Below are 16,863 nucleotides of genomic sequence, written 5' to 3'. Positions count from 1 at the left end.
TGCGTCAGCTCATATCCGATGCTTGAGTTCTTTCCCTGCCATGAAAAGCGTTGCGTTCTCGGCCAGGCCATCGGCAATCCGCGCCAGGCCCCGCGGGCTGCCCGCGCCGGCGTAATGCGGCGTCAGCAATAAATTGGGCGCCCGCCACAACGGGTCCGACTCGGGCAGCGGTTCGGGATCCGTCACATCCAGGCCTGCGCCGCCCAGCTGTCCCGATGCAAGCGCCTCGCCTAGCGCGGCCTGGTCGATCACTTCGCCGCGCGCGACGTTGACCAGCAGCGCGCCGCGCTTGCACCGAGCAAATTCGGCCGCGCCCAGCAAATGGCGCGTCTGCGGCGTGAGGGCCACGCAAACCACGACGACGTCGGCCCGCTCCAGCGCCGCATGCAGCTGCGTCAAGGGCAGGGCCTCGTCCACCCATTCGTCGCGTTGAGCCGATCGGGATACCGCAAGAACCTGCATGTCGAAGGCGCGCGCGCGCCGCGCCAGGTGCCGGCCGATATGGCCGTAGCCGATGATGGCCAGCGTGCTGCCTTCCAGTGCCGCTGCGCGCGGCACCATCGTCCGGTCCCAGGCATGGCGCGCGGCGGCGGTCACCGCATCGGGCAGGCGCCGGCACAAGGCCAGCATCAATGCCATGGCATGTTCGGCGACGCCGGCCGAGGCAGCGCCGGCCGCGAAGGTGACGGCCAGGTGCGGGGGAAGGCCGGCTTTCTCGAGGTTCTCGCGGCCGGCGGTCAGGATGTGCATCCAGCGCACCCGGCTGTCCGGCGAGCCGAGGGCAGCCACCAGTTGCCGCGCCTGCGGCAGCGGAGGATCGCACAGGCATATCGCGTCGGCCGATGGCAGCATCGCGATGGCTTCCTCCAGGCGCTCCACCGTCACCAGCTCGACGCCGTCCAGCGCGTGCAGCCGGGCGGTAATCTGTGCGCGGGCGAGATTGGCATTCGCCCAGTAGAGAAGACGCATGAAACGGAACTCCTTTTTTGATTCAGTGGGTTTTCACCGGGTGGGCGCGCAGCGCTTCTTCATCGATATCGGTGCCCCAGCCCGGACGCTCCGGCACCCGCACGCAGCCCTCGTCGATCTGCAAGGGATGAGTGAGGAACCCATGGGTCCACGGCGCTTCGTCGTAGCGCAGTTCCATGATCCGCACGTTGGGCACGGCGGCGCATAGGTGCGCGCTCATGAGGGTGGCGAGGTCGCCCACCGGGTTGTGCGGGGCTATGTGCGTATCGAACGCGTCGGCCAGGGTCGCGATGCGCACGGACTGCCAGACCCCGTTCCAGACCGGATCGACGATAGCCACGTCCACCGTGCGGCGGGCAATGAACGGACGGTACGACGACAAGCCGTGCAAAGACTCCAGCGACGCGATCGGCGTGCGCGAACTTTGCCGGACGATGGCCAGCGCCTCCTCGTCGGCGGTATCGAGCTCCAGCCAGAACAGGTTCAATGGCTCGAGCCGGCGCGCGAGCCGCACGAATCCCTCGGTGCGCTGGCTGAACCCCACGTCCAGCATGAGGCCGAAGTCCGGGCCGACGCCGGCGCGAAACGCCTGCAGCTGGTCGATCACCGCGTCGATCTGGCGCTCGCTGATGCTGCGATCGAGAAAGTTCGGCTGGATGCGGAAGCCCGCGTTCATCATCACGGGTCCATGCGGCTCGAAGAACACGGCGTTGGTCTTGAGCGCCCTGAAGCCCGCCGCGGCGGCCTCGCGCCCGAGCCGGGTGAAATCCTCGAGCGACCGCACGGGTTCGTAGCCCAGGCTTTGATAGAACGCGGCATGGCGCACGCGGAAACTGCCGCAATGCGTCCAGTAGACCGGCACACGGTCGCGGAATGGTCCCCCGAACAGGCGGTAGACGGGAATGCCCAGCGATTTCGCATGCACGTCCAGGCAGGCGTTCTCGATGGCGGCAATGGCCTGGTGCGATAGACCGCCCTGGGCCAGCCGGGTCGTCGCCAGCAGCGATTCGCTAAGCAGCCCCGTGGCCCGTGGATCCATGCCCAGCGCCGTGCGCGCGAAGCCATGGATCAGCGGCGCCAGCTCGGCGCCGGACAGGCCGTCGTAGAACTCCGACCATCCCACCAGGCCGTCGTCGGTAGTCAGCTTCAGGTAGCTGCATACCCGGTAGCCGCCGTCGGCGTGGAAGGTTTCGATGCGCGCTATCTTCATTCCGGTTCCTTCACGGTTCGCAGAACCGGCTTGCCCAAGGCCTTGAGCAGCTTGTTCAAGCCGCTGTACATCGCCGCTTTCTCCTGCGGCGTGAGCACTTCCAGCAGGGCCAGCTGCGTTTGCTGCGCGATGGGGAACAGCCGGCGCGCAATCGCCCGGCCCTGGACCGTGACGTCGACCACGATGCGGCGGCCATGCGCCTGGTCATCGCGCAAGCTGACCAGCCCGCGGCGCTCGAGGCCTCGCAGTACCCGCCCGGCTTGGGCCTTGTCGACACCGGTCATGCGGCAAAGGCGACTGAGCTGCATGGGCGGATTCTTCCATTGCGCTAGCCGAGCGATCAGCCGCCATTCCGTCGGAGTCAGACCGTGGGCCTTGGCGTAGACGCGGGTGATGTCCTGCTGGGCGGCGGACGCCACGCGCTGGAGCAGGGACACCGGGTAGTCGTCCAGGTCGAGAGGCGCCGTGCTGGCGTCCGCATCGAGCCACGGGCAGGCATCCGGCTGGGAAGATCTGGGGAGGGGACGAGATGTAGACATGTCCACATCTTGGCGGCGTCTATGTAGACATGTCAACAACCGGGGACAGGAGGGATTTCCCGCAGAGGGCTCTCTAGCATCCCAGCCCGGCCATGGCGACCGCCCCCGCCCGGAGGCCGCGCCGGCCGACCTCAGGCGGGCCGAGATCCGGCTACTGCCCCACGTAGCCGCTCGCCTTGACCAGCGGGCCGAACAGCTTCAAGTCCGCGGCCTGGATGGCAGCAAGCTGTTCAGGCGACGACGGCGCCGTAATGATGCCGTAGCCCGCCAGCTTTTCCCGTACGTCTCTGGCATTGACCGCCTGCACCGCTGCTTCATTCAACTCGCGCACGATTTGCGGCGGGATGTTCGCCGGTCCGTAGATGGCGACGGTGTTGGGGAAGGACAGGGGAATGCCGGCCTCCTTCAGGGTCGGCACGTCAGGGACCACCGGCGAGCGCTGGTCGTTGGCAACGCCCAGTATGCGCAACTTGCCGGCGCGATGCAGTTCGGTAATGTCGCTCAGTGAGGTCACCAGCACCGGGACACGGCCGGCAACGATGTCGGTCAAAGCCGGCGTGCTGCCGTTGTAGGGAACGTGGGTGAGGTCCACGCCGATGGCCTGCCCGAAGGCCACTCCCAGGAACTGCGGCACCGTGCCGGCGCCGGGCGTCGCATAGGACGCCGCGTTCTTGTTCGCCCGGAGCCACGCGATCAGTTCCTTCATGTCGCGGGCATTGGTCGCAGGTCCCGTCGCGATCGCGGTGTCGAACTGAGCGACACGCGCGATAGGGGTGAAATCCTTCACGGGGTCATAGTCGAGCTTGGTGTAGATGTGGGGATAGGTTGTAAGCGGACTGGTCGTGCCCACGAAAATCGTGCGGCCGTCAGGCGCGGCGCGGCGCACCTCGTTCATCGCCACGCGCTGGCCGGCGCCAAGCTTGTTTTCCACGACTACCGGCCGGCCCAGGCTGACTCGCAGCTTGTCGGCCAGTACACGCCCCACCAAGTCCAGGGTGCCGCCGGCGGCCAGCCCTACGACAATGCGGATCGGCGCCTTGCTATCCTGGGCGAATGCGGGGCGGCATGCCGCCGCGGCAGTAGCCGCGAGGGCGATGAGTACGTTGCGTCGTTGCATGTGTTCTCCTCCTTTTTCCTTTTGATCTATTGATCCGCTGCGTCACCCCGGCCCGTAGGTTGGCCGGGGTTTGCGCGCTAGCGGAAATGACGCGCGACCAGATCGGCGTCGACATCCTGAAAGGTGGCTGGCGACCACTTGGGCGCACGATCCTTATCGATGAGAAGGGCGCGCACCCCTTCGATGAAGTCATGTCCTCGCTGGCAAGCCTTCGCGAGCACCAGGTCCAGTTCCAGCGTCTGCGCCACCGACAGTTGGCGGCTGCGGCGCATGTACTCCCAGGTCACTGCGGCGGCCGTCGGCGAACCTTGCGAGAGGCTGCGCGATGGAACCCGCCACCAGTCGTCGCGGCCGGCCAATTCGGCTAGGGCATCGCGGTAGGCCGCGGGGCCTGGCGTGCGGGACAAGGCACGGATCTCGCCGGACCGCGACGCAATGTTCGAGACGCCGCAGTCCTGCGCCAGGGAGGCAAAGAAGGCGTCCAGCATCTGACTGTCGCGCGATGCGTTGCCTGTCCATTGGAGATCAGCCATCCGGTCCAGCAACTGCTGCCGGTCGGCATCGGACAGGCACCAATCGGCCAAGCCGCAGTAGAGTGCGTCAGCCTCGGAGATCATCAGGCCGGTCAGCGCCATGAGCAGGCCGACTCCAGGAGGCGTGCGATTCAGAAACCAGCCGCCGCCCACGTCCGGGAAGAGGCCGATGTGGATTTCCGGCATTGCCATCTTCAGAGACTGGCTGACGATGCGGTGCGATGCGCCCACCGTCAGGCCTACGCCGCCCCCCATGGTGATGCCGTGCGCGACCGAAACCAGCGGCTTGGCATAGGTGTGGATCAGCAGGTCAAGGTCATACTCGACGGTGAAAAAGGCATCGCCGTACACGAAGCGCCGGGGGCCCCCGGCGCGCACCTCGCGCACGACCTGGGCGACATCGCCGCCCGCGCAGAAACCTTTCTCGCCGGCACCCTGGAGCACCACCGCGACAATGTCCTCGTCGGACTGCCACGCACGCAGCCGCTCCAGCATCAGGCTGCACATCTCGAGCGTCAATGCGTTTACCTGCGCCGGGCGGTTCAGGGTGGCCACGCCGATACGGCGCTGGCCGGCGTTGATTTCTTTGAAGACGACGGGGGATTCGTTGTTGGTGTTCATGCTTGAGGGTCGGTCTGTGCGTAGAGGCGGCTGAGAGTGACTTTGTCGGTCTTGCCGTTGTGCAAGGTAGGGAATTCGGGGAGACACACGATGCGCCCGGGGCGCTTATACGAAGCTAAGCGCGGTTCCAGCCAGGTACGGATTGCCTCGGGCGTGCAATGCGCACCGGCCCGGGGTTGCACGAAGGCGATGATTTCCTCGTCGAACGCGGCCCTGCGTCCGATGACGGCGCTCAGCACCACGTCCGGATGCTCGTTCAACAGGGTTTCGATATCGGCCGGGTACACGTTGAACCCCGAACGCTTGATGACATCCTTGATCCGGCTCATCACGTACAGGTAGCCCCTGGCATCGATCCGCCCCAGGTCTCCCGTCTTGAACCAGCCGTCGGCCGTGAAGGTGGCGTGGGTAGCGGCCTCGTCGCGGAAGTAACCCGCGAAGATGTTGGGCCCGCGCATCTGCACCTCGCCGGGCTCCCCGGGCGGCACCGGCTCGCCGGTGCCGGGATCCGCCAGCCGTATTTCCACGTCGGGCAGCGGCAGGCCGGTGGTGGACGCTTCGTGCGACTCGCCCAGCGGCGTCTGGCATCCGGTGGCCGTGGATTCCGTCAGCGCGTACGCGTTGAGGAGGGAGAGCCCGAACAATGCCTCGACCTCCGATTTGACCCCCGGGTCAAAGAAACCCGCGGAGGAAGAAATCATGCGGATCTGCCCGGCGGGCGGACGCCAATCGTTCTGGCGTACCCAATCCATGAACTTGACGAACAGCGGAGGCACTCCCGGGATGATGGTGACGTTGCGCCGCTCGATGGCATCGGCCAGGTCGGCAGCCGCGAAGCGGCGTGGCAACAACACGGTGGCCCCCGCATAGAGGGCCGTGCAGAGCGACGCGGCGAGTCCGCCCACATGGCTCAGCGGCGACACGCAATAGGCCTTGTCCGCCGGCGAGTACCCACGCAAGCGCGCCAACGTGCGCGCGGCCCACAACAGGTTGGCGTGGGAAATCATCGCGCTCTTGGGCGTACCGGTCGTACCCGACGTGTAGATGAACGTCGCTACGCGCCCGCCGAGCGCAGCGGCGGCCGCCTGCGCCTCGGCATCCGGGGTGGCCACGGCATGGCGCCAGCCGCCGACCTCGGCCGGAAGACGCCCGGTGGCGCCCAGCGCATCGGCATGCGCGGCCGTCTCCGGAGAGTCGGTATCGACGAAGAGCACCACCCGCGGCTGGGCATGGCCGATCACGCGGACCAGTTCGGGGGTGGCGAGACGGCCGCTGATGTTGACGGCACATGCGCCCGCATGGAGGGCCGCAAAAAACGCCACGACAAGGTCGGGCCCGTTCTCGCTCACCAACACGACACGGTCGCCCGGCGTGACGCCGAGCCGCTGCAGATGGATTGACAGCGCCTCGACGCGCTCCCACAGTGCCGCATAGCTTAGGCCGCCGCGCGGGCCCTCCAGGGCTATGGCGTCCGGAATGGTGCGGGCATGGATGGCCAGCACCTGCTCCATCCTGGACACCTGTTCCAATATAATGTTACTTGAACTCAATTTTTCTCCATTTTTTTATTATTGGATTGCTTGTTTCGTTTTTTTCCGCGTTTAATCGGAACATTATTCCATAATTGAACTCATGTCTACACCACCCCCTGTCGAGCGTTCACCCGATGAGGTCGCCGCGCTCAGCCGCGGCATCGCCGTCCTGCGTTGCATCGCCCACTCGCCCCAACCGCTGGGCAATCGCCAGATCTCGGACCTGACGGGCTTGCCCAAAGCCACTGTGTCGCGGCTCGCAGGCACGCTCGTCTCGCTAGGCCTGCTGCAACAGTCCGGCGAAACCGAGCGCTACGTGCTGGCCCCTGGCGTGCTGGAGTTCAGCAGCGCGTATCTGTCCAGGCTCGACGTTGGCCGCGTCGCCCAGCCGCATCTCGTCGCCCTGGCCGAGCATGCCGGCGGTGGCGTCCTGCTTGCATCGCGCGACCGGCTGGAAATGGTGGTGTTATCCAGCGTCCGGCCGCAGTCGGCCGTGGTGATTGCCCGGGTGGACGTGGGTGGGCGCCTGAGCCTCGTATCCTCGGCGATCGGGCGCGCCTACATGGCCATGCTGGACCCCGCTGAGCGCGATGCCTTGATCGCCGGGGTGCGTCTCGCCCGTCCCGACGAATGGAACCGTTCCGAAACGGGCTACCACGCCGCCATGCGCCAGGCGCAATCCGAGGGCTACTGCTTGTCGCTGGGCGAATGGCATCCCGAGCTGAACACCATCGGCTCCGCGTTTACAGGACCCAGCGGTGAGGTCTACGCTGTCACTTGCGGGGGGTCCCCGATCACCCAGACGCGCGAGCGGCTACTGGCACATGTCGCGCCTGCGCTGCAGCACTGTGTCCAAGCCATCGCCGCCGAAATCGGCGGCCGCGCCCTCCAACCCTCCGTTTCTGGAACAAGGCCAGCCCATGACAGTCATCATTGAATCCCTGGACGCCTTGGCGTCCTTCGTCGGCCGGGAGTACGCCGTGAGCGATTGGATCGAAGTCACGGAGGACATGGTGCGCCGCTTCGCCGACCTTACCTTCGACCATCAATGGATCCACCTGGACAATGACCGTGCCGCCCGCGAAACGCCTTTCGGCGGCGCGATTGCGCACGGACTGCTGACGCTGTCGCTGGTTCCTGCATTCATGCAGAGCGCCCAGCAGATCAAAGGCGTAGGACTGATCATCAACGAGGGCTTCGACCGGGTACGCTTTACCTCGCCGGTGAGGGTCGGTTCGCGGCTGCGCGCACGCTTGACCCTGCAGTCGTTCGAATGGCGCGGCAGCGATGACGCCGAGGCCAGCGACGTGCGGTCGCGCCGGCACGCCCATATCAAGACCGAGGTGTGCATTGAACGGGAAGGCAGCGACAAGCCCGTTTGCGTCGCCGAGGCCGTGGTGCGCCGCTACCCGGCACGCTAGGGCCTGTTCACGCTAAACGGAGCCTTGCATTCCCACCCCAATGGGCGCCTGGCAAGGCGCGAGGCTCTCGCGCGGCGCCCGGTAGCGGGACGATGAGGGGATGCCCTGCATGGGAATACGTTTCGCGCTATCCTTGCCCGTCGGGCAAGCCCGCCTTCCAGCGATTCGTTCCATGTTTGCACCCTCCCGCCGGGACCGCAGCTCCTGTCCCCGCCGCCGGTTTCTTCCCGCCTCGTCGCGCATGCGCCCTTCCCACGTACGCTGACGATGGGCGTCTTCCATATCTATTTCTCGCTGCTGAGCCTGCTCGCGCCGCTGGTGGTCGTGATCGGCGTCGGCACCACGTGGGGCAAGCTCGGGCACCCGTTCCCGGCGCAGTTCGTCGCCGTGCTGGCCACTACGGTGACGACGCCGGCGCTGGTCTTCAACACGCTGGTCACCACCCCGCTCAGCAATGAAATCATGGCCTCGGTCGCCGGCGCCGGGGTGCTGGCGCTGGGCCTGTGCATGGCGGTGTCGGCCATTGCCCTCAAGCTGTGCGGGCTGCCGGTGCGCAAGCTGCTGCAGACCACCGCATTCCCGAACGCGGGCAATCTGGGCCTGCCCGTTACGCATCTGGCCTTCGGCGATGCCGGACTGTCGACCTCGATCGCCTTCTTCGCGGTCTGCTCGTTCATCCAGCATACGGTGGGCGTGCGCACCCTGCCGAGCGTGCAAGGCATGCCGGCGCCGTGGAAAAGCCCCATCCTCATTGCTTCGCTGCTTGCCGTCGCGTGCCGGCTGTTCGGCTACACGCCGCCGGAATGGATCATGGAGTCGGCCCGCCTGCTGGGCAGCATGACCGTCCCGCTGATGTTGCTGGGGCTAGGCCATGCGCTGGCCCTGATCCCGGCAGCGGGGCTGCGGCTGGGCGGCCTGGTCGGCGGCATGCGATTGGTTTTCGGGTTGGCGACCGGCGCCGCGGCGGGGTGGCTGGCGGGCCTGCCCATAGAAATGATCGGCAACCTGGCGCTGCAGATGGGGATGCCCTGCGCAGTGGTCAGCTACATGTACGCGCGGCGCTATACCGACATGGGCGATACGTCCGCCGGCGCGGTGCTGATTTCCACGGTGGTCTTTCTCGTGCTGGCACCCTTGCTATTGTGGCTGGTCGGATCGCCGGTGGCGCGGTGAAGCTTTCGCTGGCGCGCTAGAGCCGGGCGCCCCGCCGGTGCTGCGTCGGCGTCATGCCGTAACGCGCCCGGAAGGCACGCGAAAAATGCGCCTGGCTGGCGAACCCCCAACGGTCGGCAATGTCGCCGATGGACAGCCGCTTCATGCGATGGTTGGCCAGTTCCTGATGCGCGCGTTCCAGGCGCTTGTCCCATATCCATTGGGTGACGCTGCGGTCGCGATGGGCGAACAGGCGATGGAGTTGGCGTACCGAAAGCCCCATCGCCCGCGCCACCATGGCGGCATCGAGCCCCGGGTCGCCCAGGCGTTCGGCAATGAATGCCTCCGCCCGGAGGAGTCGCCATGCGGCCGTATCGTTCAGGGCACGCGCCGCTTCGGGATCGAGTACGGCATGCAGCAGGTGGTGCGCCTGTTCGGCGACGAGCGGTACGGCATCGGCCTGCGGGTTTTCGACGAAGTCCAGCGCCATCGACCGGAGGGAGTTGGCGATCAGGCGGCCCGTGCGCAGGCGGTTGTCGACCTGTATGGGCGCAGCCGGCCGCAGTTCAGGGCGCCCGCGGAACAACCGCGCGGATTCGATCTCGACGATCAACTGGCGCATGTTGCCGGTAAAGCCGTACAAGTACGGAACGGCGTTGGAATAGACGATGACATCGCCGGCGCGCACCGTGTAGCACTGGCCGGACTGGAACAGGAAAGCGTCGCCCTCCAGCAGGAGGCAAGCGAAGATCGAATCCTTGGGATGCGTCTTCAGCAGCTCGCGCGTACGCTCGATGACGTGCTGATTGCCCCGGATATCGGTGAAGGCGACATCGTGCGCATCGTAGACGCGGCCTTGAGCATGCAAGCCCTGCGGATCGTAGGTCGAACAGATCAGCCCGATCAGTTCGGAGGCGTTGTACGACTCCCAGAATTCCAGCCGCTGGGACGGCGGCACCTGATCGGTGGATGCCTGCGCGCGAGGAGACAGGATCGTGTTCATCGTCGTGCCCGGAAAAAACCGCCGCCCGCAACTCGGACGGACTAACCAGCGCGGCGGCCCGCCACGCCCGCACGATGCTAGCACGCGGGTTCTGCAGACAGGGACCGGGTTGACCCTGGACGCCGGGCGCCGGAAGGCGCCGGAAGCCCATTCCGGCGGCCTGCCCCGCGGCGCTGCCATGTCGCGTTCAGTCAAATCCCCTGTCTCGGCCGGTCAAGCAGGGACTGCGCCCCCTCGCTACAGTGAGGCCACCCACACAAAACGAAAGGAGGCTCTCCATGCTCAAGACTTCCGGCAACGAATTCTGGCGCGACATCCCGGCTATCGCCGACGTGTTCAAGCCGGACGCCAAACCCGAGGTGCACATCGGCAACGCGCCGACCGACGACAAGAAGTGGTACGTGCCATTTACCGATACGGTCGCGTCGCGGCCGCTATGGATCTCGCCTTCGGAAAACCGCTGGTGCGACATCCTGCGCGCCGACGCGGCAGGGCTGGTCAACCGCCACTACCATCCGCACGAAGTCTTCGCCTATACGATCTCCGGCAAATGGGGATACCTCGAGCATGACTGGATCGCCACGGCCGGCGACTTCGTCTATGAAACGCCGGGCGAGGGCCACACCCTGGTGGCCTTCGAGCACGAGCAGCCGATGAAAGTGTTCTTCATCGTCAAGGGACCGCTGATCTGGCTGGACGAAAATGGAAAGTCCACCGGGCACTTCGATGTGCACGACTACATCGCCATGTGCCGGGCGCACTACGAGAAGGTCGGCATCGGTGCGGCCTACGTCGACACCCTGTTCCGCTGATCCGGCAGTCCGCGCGTCAGGGACGCGTGGCCGCCTCCAGCGTGGCCAGGAAATGCATGGCATGCGCGCGTGACGGCCCGCACATGTCGGCCTGGGGCTGCAGGCCGCTGCATACCGCGGGCCGCTCGCGCCGGCCGAAAATCGCGCAGCGCAAATCCTCCGTAAGCTGCACGCAGCGCACGCCAGCCGGCTTGCCTTCCGGCATCCCCGGAATCGGCGAGGAAATCGATGGCGCGGTGCAACAGGCGCCGCAAAGCGGACGGCATTCCATGGCGCGCGCCCGGCTCAATCGGCCCGTGCCGATTGCACGAAGGTTTCGGCGGCATCGCGGGGCAATTCGTCTTCCCGCCCCAGCGCCACCACTTCTATCAGGTGATTGCCCAGCAGGTATACACGCCCCAGCAGCCAGGACGGCGTATTGGCCACGGTGCCGTGCACTTCCAGTTCGACGGCCCGCGCCAGCTTGCGCGGGTCGGCGGACGCCTGCTTGAGCGTGACGTCCTTGCGGTGGGACAGCGTGCCACGCAGGTTGGCGCGCAGGACTTCTTCGAAGGCGTCGGCCACCTTGGCCAGTTCCTGCGGGTCGGCCATGATGGCCTCCGGCAGCACGACGTGGCCGACGGCGAAGATGGAGGTGTCGATGGGCGCGATGTCGAAAGCCAGCGGCAGGGTATGCCCGGCGATGTCCACGTCGCGCCGGTCGGACTGGGGCCTGGCCGGGAACGTGACGCGTATCGCACCGTCGGCCGCCGGCATCTCGCGCCAGTTGTACTTGGGCGAACAGGCGGCCAGCAAGGCCAGAAGAAAGACGAAACAGAGGCGAAGCGGCGGAATCATGGGCATTTGCAGGACAGTCTGCGCTACGGCCAACCGAAAAAGCGCGACAAAACGGTACAAGCTGTTACACGTGAGCATTCCGCCCCGGATGAGCGGGTGAGCGACAATCCGCGTTTGATCGACACGACCGACACGGGACAACGAATTGTCGCTGATTTCCATGACGACCGCTCCGGACGGCACGCAGCTCGCCGCGTACCGCTGGGACGCGCCGCCTCGCCCGCAAGGCTATCGGCCGGCCTATCTGCTCCATGGCCTGGGGGAACATGCCGGCCGCTACGAAGGGTTGGTGCGCTGGCTGGCGGCCCGCGGTTGGGCGCTGGCGGCGCACGATCACCGCGGCCATGGACGCTCCAGCGGCAAGCGGGGCGCACTGCGCACCGCCGATGATCTGGTGGTGGATGCCGAGCACCGTTTGTCCGAATACGCGCGCGAGACCGGCGCACCCCCGCTGCTGATCGGCCACAGCCTGGGCGGCCTGGTGGCGGCGCGCGTGGCCTTGCGTGGCAATGTCCCGCTGGCCGGGCTGGTGTTGTCGTCGCCGGCCTTCAGCGTCGAACTGCCCGCGCGCCAGCGCTGGATGCTCGACATGTTCGGCAATCTTGCGCCCGACCTGCGCGTCGGCACGGGATTGAAGCTCTCCAGGCTGTCCCACGAACAGGCGGTCATCGACGCCTATGCCAACGATCCGCTCGTGCACGACCGGATCAGCGCCCGGCTGATGCGCTTCATCCTCGACGCGAGCGCACAATCCATTGCGCAGGCCTCGGACCTCAAGCCGCGCACGCTCCTGCTGGTGGCGGGCGACGATGCCATCGTCGCTCCCGCCGGCAGCCGGCGGTTCGCCGATTCGGCGGCGCCCGGCAAGCTGGCGCTGCGCTGGTATCACCAGGCCTACCACGAAGTCCTCAACGAAACGCCGGCGCTGGCCGCGCCGGTCTATGCCGATTTCGAAACCTGGCTCGCGACCCTGACCGACCCGGTTTGAACGCGCCCGGAAGAATGGGCTATCCTAGCCTTATGGAACGCTTCCGGCGTGCCTTGGCGGCACGCGCCCTCCCGCCCCGATCCCGTACGACGCGCCAGCTCGCGCGTCGCGGCTCGTCGCGCGTGTCGGTCCTGTTCCCGCTCATCCCGGCCTTCCACTCCTGAGCCCGGCGATCCCCTCCTCCCCCCTACCGCTTTTCGTCATCGATCGCCGGGCCTCACGAACTCACTGAGCGCCGCCCCCCGGTGGCATCGTTTTTCAGGAGACAGGCATGCAGTCCCCCTACATCACCGTCAGCGAACTCGACTACGTTCGCCTCACCAGCCTCCTCGGCCAACTCGACCGCGAGCCCGTGCCGGGGTCGGCCCCCGCCGTCCTGGCCGAAGCCCTCGACCAGGCCGACCAGCTCGAACCGCAGGACATGCCGGCCGACATCGTCACCATGCATAGCCGCGTGGAGCTCGAGGACGAGGCCGGCACCCGCCTCATCACGCTCTGCTATCCGAAGGAAGCCGACGCCGCCAAGGGCATGGTCTCGGTGCTCTCGCCCATGGGCGCCGCGCTGCTGGGCACCCGGGTCCCGGGCACCATAGGCTGGACCCCTCCCGACGGCGAACCGCGCCGGGCGCGCGTGATCCGCATCGACTACCAGCCCGAAGCCAACGGCGACTACACCGCCTGACCCTTCTCCCCCGCCGCCGGGCCGTATTCCTCGCGCGCCTCGGCCCGCGTCCCCCAGGCCGTGCTAGAGTACGCGCCGAGCCGGTGCTTCACAGTTAAACGGGAAACAGGAGGGTCCTGCCTCGGGATCCAACCTGTGCTGCCCCCGCAACGGTAAGCATTCCGTCCCGCGTGGCGACTCCGCCCGCGCGACACGCCGCATCGAGCCCACTGTGCCCGCGTCCGCCGCATCCTCCGGCGCGATCCGGCATGGGAAGGGGATGTGGCCACGAATGCCAGCCCGGATACCGGCCGGCTCGAGGTCCCACGGGACCGATCAGGGGGAAGCGCCGCGGGTGGGCGGCGAACCGACACAGCCTGGATGGCATGCGCAACGCATGGCCGCGCGCGGCGCTTCCCGAATCGCAAGCCGACGTGCGGGGATGCGCGTCACCGAAACAGCAGGCATTCATGTCATCCACTCTCACTCCCAGGCGCCTTGCTGGCGCCGCCGGCGCGCTGCTTTGCGCGGCCCATGCCCAGGCGCAGGTTGCGTCCGCGCCCGCCACCCTCGATCCCGTTACCGTCACCGCCTCGCGCATCGAGCAACCGCTGTCGAGCGCGCTGGGCGACGTTACCGTCATTGACTCGGACACCATCGAGCGGGCCGGCCAGACCAGCCTGGCCGAACTGCTGCAGCGCGAGCACGGGGTGGACATCGCCACCAACGGCGGTCCGCAAACCACCACCAGCGTATTCCTGCGCGGCGCCAATAGCGGCCAGACCATCTTCCTGATCGACGGCCAGCGCGTGGGCGGGTCCACGTCGGGTATCACCGGACTCGGCGCCATCTCCCTGGCCGAGGTCGAGCGCATCGAGATCCTGCGCGGCCCGGCCAGCAGTCTCTATGGCGCCGACGCCATCGGCGGCGTGGTGAACATCATCACCCGCCGACCGACGGGCGATGCGCCGCTGCAAGCGCACGGCTCGATCGGCCTGGGCTCGTGGAATACCCGCAAGGCTGACGCCGGCCTGTCGGGCCGCCAGGGGGGATGGCGCTACGCGCTGTCCGCCGGCTACGCCCGCAGCGACGGCTACAGCGCCGCCAAGCCCGGCGAACCCGGCGGCGCCTACAACCCGGACCGCGATGGCTACAAGCTCGAACACGTGGCCGGGCGGCTCGGCTATGCCTGGCGCGAGGGCCAGGAGCTGGAGGCCTCGTTCTACCGTTCGCGCCTGAACGGCCAGTATGACGGCGGCCCGGCGTTCGACGACCGCAATGTCCAGCGCATCGAGAGCTATGCGTTGACCAGCCGCAACCGCATCAGCGACGCGTGGGCCAGCCGCCTGAGCGTGGCGCGCACGGTGGACGACAGTCTGAGCGTGTACGGCCCGGGCGAGGCAGGCCGTGCGGCCTTCCGCACCCGCCAGACCTTGTTCAGCTGGCAGAACGACATCGCGCTGACGCCGTCCCAGTCGCTGTCGCTGGCCGCCGAACGCCGCAACGAAGAAGTCGACAGCACGACCTTGTTCGACCAGACCAACCGCATCACCAACTCGGCCGTGGCGATCTACCGCGGCGATTTCGGCGCGCACCACGTGCAGGGCAACGTGCGCTATGACCACGTCGCGCGCTACGGCAGCCGGACCACCGGCGGCCTGTCGTACGGCTACGATGTGGCGCCTGGATGGCAGGTGACGGTAGCGGGCAATACGGGGTTCCGGCTGCCCACCTTCAATGATCTGTACTACCCCGTCTACGGCAACCCGGATCTGCGCCCCGAAACCTCGCGCAACATCGAAGCGGGCTTGCGCTACCGCCGCGACGGCACCGAGGCGGGCATCGTCGCCTATCGCAACAAGATCGAGAACCTGATCCAATACCAGGGGTACACCCAGGTGGCCAACAAGAACGCGACCATCAAGGGCGTTACGCTCAGCGCGTCGCAGCGGCTGGGCGCGACCACCCTGCGGGGCAGCTTCGATTGGATGGATCCCAGGGACGACCATACCGGCGAAATGCTCGCCCGGCGGCCCCGCACCGCGCTCAAGCTTGCGGCCGAGCGCCAGATAGGCGCGTGGCGCCTCGGCGCGGAATGGCTGGCCCGCGGCCACCGCATGGATACCTCGTACAACAGCGCCACGTTCATGAACGAAACCACCCGCCTGGGCGGCTACAGCCTGATCAACCTGGTCGCCTCCTACGACATCAACCGCAACACGCAGGTGCAGGTGCGATGGAACAACGTGACCGACAAGGACTACGAACTGGTACGCGGTTATGCCACGCCGGGCTCGAATGTGTTCGTCAGCCTGAGCTATCGGCCGTGAACGGCATGCCGTGGCGCTGCCGAGGTGTTCCATGCCGCCCCACGCTGCCATGACGCGCGTGCTGAGGCTGCTCGCGCCGGTGTGCCTGCTGGCCATCTGCGCAGTGGCCGGCGGCGCACCCGTGCATGACGACGCCGGCCGCGAAATCCGCTTGGAAACCCCCGCGCGGCGAGTGGTGGCGCTCGCTCCGCATGCCACCGAGCTGATCGTGGCAGCCGGCGGCGGGCCGGCCCTGGTCGGCATCGATCGCGACAGCAACTATCCGCCATCGGTGCGCCGGTTGCCCCGGGTGGGCGACGGCATGCGTCCGGATGCCGAGCGCATCCTGGCGCTGCGGCCGGACTTGGTCGTGGCCTGGTCCTATGGCGGCGCCACGGCGGCCGGGGGCGTGCCCGCCGCGCTGCTGGAGCAGCTCGGCATCACGGTCTATTACAGCAATCCCCGGCTGCTCGCCGACATCCCGCCCGCGATCGAGCGCCTGGGCGCCGCGCTCGGGACGGCGGCACAGGCCCGCGCCGCCGCCGAACCCCTGCGCCGGCGCCTGGCCGAACTGGCCGCGCGGTATGCGAACCGGCGTCCGGTGCGGGTGTTCTATCAAGTGGGCGTAGAACCCATGTATACGGTCAGCGACCGCAGCATCATCGGCGATGCGCTGCACCTGTGCGGAGCGGTCAACGTATTCGGCACGCTCGCCGCCGCGGCGCCTAGAGTGAGCGCCGAAGCCGTGCTGCATGCCAACCCCGAGGCCATCGTCATCGGCCAGCTCGGCGCGGAAGCCGAGGCGGCGCTGGACGGCTGGCGGACCTTCGGACCGGCACTGGCCGCCGTGCCGGATCACCTGTGGATGGCCGACCCTGACATGCTGCATCGCCCCGGACCGCGTCTGATAGAGGCCACGGCGGCCTTGTGCGAACGCATCGACCGGGTCAGGCAGAGCCGCGCGGACGAACGCCGCTAGCGCCACGACGGCGAGGAGCGCAAGGGACAGAAAGGGGAAGGGACAAAGCGGGAATGGCGCGCCCGGCTGGGATCGAACCAGCAACCCCTGCCTTCGGAGAGCAGTACTCTATCCATTGAGCTACGGGCGCGTAGCCGCTAATTGTACCTTGCCTTGGCGATTTCGTCTTTTCACTTTGAC

At 67.2% G+C, this 16,863-nt stretch carries 17 protein-coding genes, 1 tRNA gene and 1 riboswitch; of the genes, 8 read left to right on the top strand and 10 right to left on the bottom strand.

The window, feature by feature from the left end; translation table 11 throughout:
• Window positions 1–9: 9 nt before the first annotated feature.
• From QHC78_RS11590 to QHC78_RS11565, 6 genes are all read right to left on the bottom strand, one after another.
• Window positions 10–969, bottom strand: coding sequence for a D-2-hydroxyacid dehydrogenase (locus QHC78_RS11590; RefSeq protein ID WP_319744589.1), 960 nt, complete (start codon window positions 967–969; stop codon window positions 10–12).
• 22 nt (window positions 970–991) lie between these two features.
• Complete coding sequence (locus QHC78_RS11585) at window positions 992–2,179, bottom strand: mandelate racemase/muconate lactonizing enzyme family protein (protein ID WP_319744587.1); 1,188 nt, start codon at window positions 2,177–2,179, stop codon at window positions 992–994.
• Window positions 2,176–2,718, bottom strand: a complete 543-nt coding sequence (locus QHC78_RS11580; protein WP_319744585.1) for a MarR family winged helix-turn-helix transcriptional regulator — start codon at window positions 2,716–2,718, stop codon at window positions 2,176–2,178. Before QHC78_RS11580 ends, QHC78_RS11585 begins: the two co-directional genes overlap by 4 nt.
• Before the next feature lie 151 nt (window positions 2,719–2,869).
• A complete protein-coding gene (locus tag QHC78_RS11575; RefSeq protein ID WP_319744583.1) occupies window positions 2,870–3,835 on the bottom strand; it encodes a tripartite tricarboxylate transporter substrate-binding protein in 966 nt (321 codons plus the stop codon).
• Window positions 3,836–3,912: 77 nt separating this feature from the next.
• Window positions 3,913–4,989, bottom strand: coding sequence for an enoyl-CoA hydratase/isomerase family protein (locus QHC78_RS11570; RefSeq protein ID WP_319744581.1), 1,077 nt, complete (start codon window positions 4,987–4,989; stop codon window positions 3,913–3,915).
• Window positions 4,986–6,539 carry a class I adenylate-forming enzyme family protein gene (locus QHC78_RS11565; protein WP_319744579.1) on the bottom strand — a complete coding sequence of 518 codons (1,554 nt, stop codon included), beginning with the start codon at window positions 6,537–6,539 and terminating at the stop codon, window positions 4,986–4,988. Before QHC78_RS11565 ends, QHC78_RS11570 begins: the two co-directional genes overlap by 4 nt.
• 82 nt (window positions 6,540–6,621) lie before the next feature.
• On the opposite strand from QHC78_RS11565, the gene QHC78_RS11560 reads away from it, so the two are divergent.
• The 3 genes from QHC78_RS11560 to QHC78_RS11550 all read left to right on the top strand — a co-directional run bounded on the left by QHC78_RS11560 (window position 6,622) and on the right by QHC78_RS11550 (window position 9,115).
• A complete protein-coding gene (locus tag QHC78_RS11560) occupies window positions 6,622–7,458 on the top strand; it encodes an IclR family transcriptional regulator (protein WP_319744577.1) in 837 nt (278 codons plus the stop codon).
• Complete coding sequence (locus tag QHC78_RS11555; protein ID WP_319744575.1) at window positions 7,442–7,942, top strand: MaoC family dehydratase; 501 nt, start codon at window positions 7,442–7,444, stop codon at window positions 7,940–7,942. The genes QHC78_RS11560 and QHC78_RS11555 overlap by 17 nt, the downstream gene beginning before the upstream one ends.
• Before the next feature lie 267 nt (window positions 7,943–8,209).
• Window positions 8,210–9,115: an AEC family transporter gene (locus QHC78_RS11550; protein ID WP_319744574.1), complete on the top strand. Its 906-nt coding sequence runs from the start codon at window positions 8,210–8,212 to the stop codon at window positions 9,113–9,115.
• A 16-nt stretch (window positions 9,116–9,131) separates the two neighbouring features.
• Here QHC78_RS11550 and QHC78_RS11545 read toward each other — a convergent pair whose 3' ends face one another.
• Window positions 9,132–10,097, bottom strand: coding sequence for a helix-turn-helix domain-containing protein (locus QHC78_RS11545; protein ID WP_319744573.1), 966 nt, complete (start codon window positions 10,095–10,097; stop codon window positions 9,132–9,134).
• Between the two features lie 278 nt (window positions 10,098–10,375).
• On the opposite strand from QHC78_RS11545, the gene QHC78_RS11540 reads away from it, so the two are divergent.
• Window positions 10,376–10,909 (top strand): 2,4'-dihydroxyacetophenone dioxygenase family protein, encoded by a 534-nt coding sequence (locus QHC78_RS11540; protein ID WP_319744572.1) that lies wholly within the window; start codon window positions 10,376–10,378, stop codon window positions 10,907–10,909.
• Between the two features lie 16 nt (window positions 10,910–10,925).
• Here QHC78_RS11540 and QHC78_RS11535 read toward each other — a convergent pair whose 3' ends face one another.
• Both QHC78_RS11535 and QHC78_RS11530 read right to left on the bottom strand, forming a co-directional pair.
• On the bottom strand, window positions 10,926–11,180 hold the full coding sequence (locus QHC78_RS11535) for a YkgJ family cysteine cluster protein (RefSeq protein ID WP_319744571.1): 255 nt from the start codon (window positions 11,178–11,180) through the stop codon (window positions 10,926–10,928).
• Between the two features lie 14 nt (window positions 11,181–11,194).
• On the bottom strand, window positions 11,195–11,746 hold the full coding sequence (locus QHC78_RS11530) for a hypothetical protein (RefSeq protein ID WP_319744570.1): 552 nt from the start codon (window positions 11,744–11,746) through the stop codon (window positions 11,195–11,197).
• A gap of 160 nt (window positions 11,747–11,906) precedes the next feature.
• Between QHC78_RS11530 and QHC78_RS11525 the strand changes: the two genes are divergently transcribed.
• The 4 genes from QHC78_RS11525 to QHC78_RS11510 all read left to right on the top strand — a co-directional run bounded on the left by QHC78_RS11525 (window position 11,907) and on the right by QHC78_RS11510 (window position 16,683).
• Entirely contained in the window at window positions 11,907–12,734 is an 828-nt protein-coding gene (locus tag QHC78_RS11525; protein ID WP_319744569.1) for an alpha/beta hydrolase, read from the top strand.
• Between the two features lie 271 nt (window positions 12,735–13,005).
• The gene (rnk, locus tag QHC78_RS11520; protein WP_319744568.1) at window positions 13,006–13,416 is read left to right on the top strand and encodes a nucleoside diphosphate kinase regulator; all 411 of its coding nucleotides are present in this window, start codon (window positions 13,006–13,008) and stop codon (window positions 13,414–13,416) included.
• Between the two features lie 64 nt (window positions 13,417–13,480).
• A riboswitch (cobalamin riboswitch) is annotated at window positions 13,481–13,725 on the top strand.
• Window positions 13,726–13,865: 140 nt separating this feature from the next.
• Entirely contained in the window at window positions 13,866–15,725 is a 1,860-nt protein-coding gene (locus tag QHC78_RS11515; RefSeq protein WP_319744567.1) for a TonB-dependent receptor domain-containing protein, read from the top strand.
• Between the two features lie 31 nt (window positions 15,726–15,756).
• Window positions 15,757–16,683, top strand: a complete 927-nt coding sequence (locus QHC78_RS11510; protein ID WP_319744566.1) for a cobalamin-binding protein — start codon at window positions 15,757–15,759, stop codon at window positions 16,681–16,683.
• Window positions 16,684–16,737: 54 nt separating this feature from the next.
• Here the strand turns inward: QHC78_RS11510 and QHC78_RS11505 are convergent.
• Window positions 16,738–16,813: transfer RNA gene (locus QHC78_RS11505), tRNA-Arg, on the bottom strand.
• Window positions 16,814–16,863: the final 50 nt, after the last annotated feature.

Source organism: Pigmentiphaga sp., assembly GCF_033795525.1.
Classification (GTDB): Bacteria; Pseudomonadota; Gammaproteobacteria; order Burkholderiales; family Burkholderiaceae_B; genus Pigmentiphaga.
The sequence above is the reverse complement of the archived record's forward strand: the minus strand, read 5'-3'. Positions and strand labels throughout refer to the sequence as shown.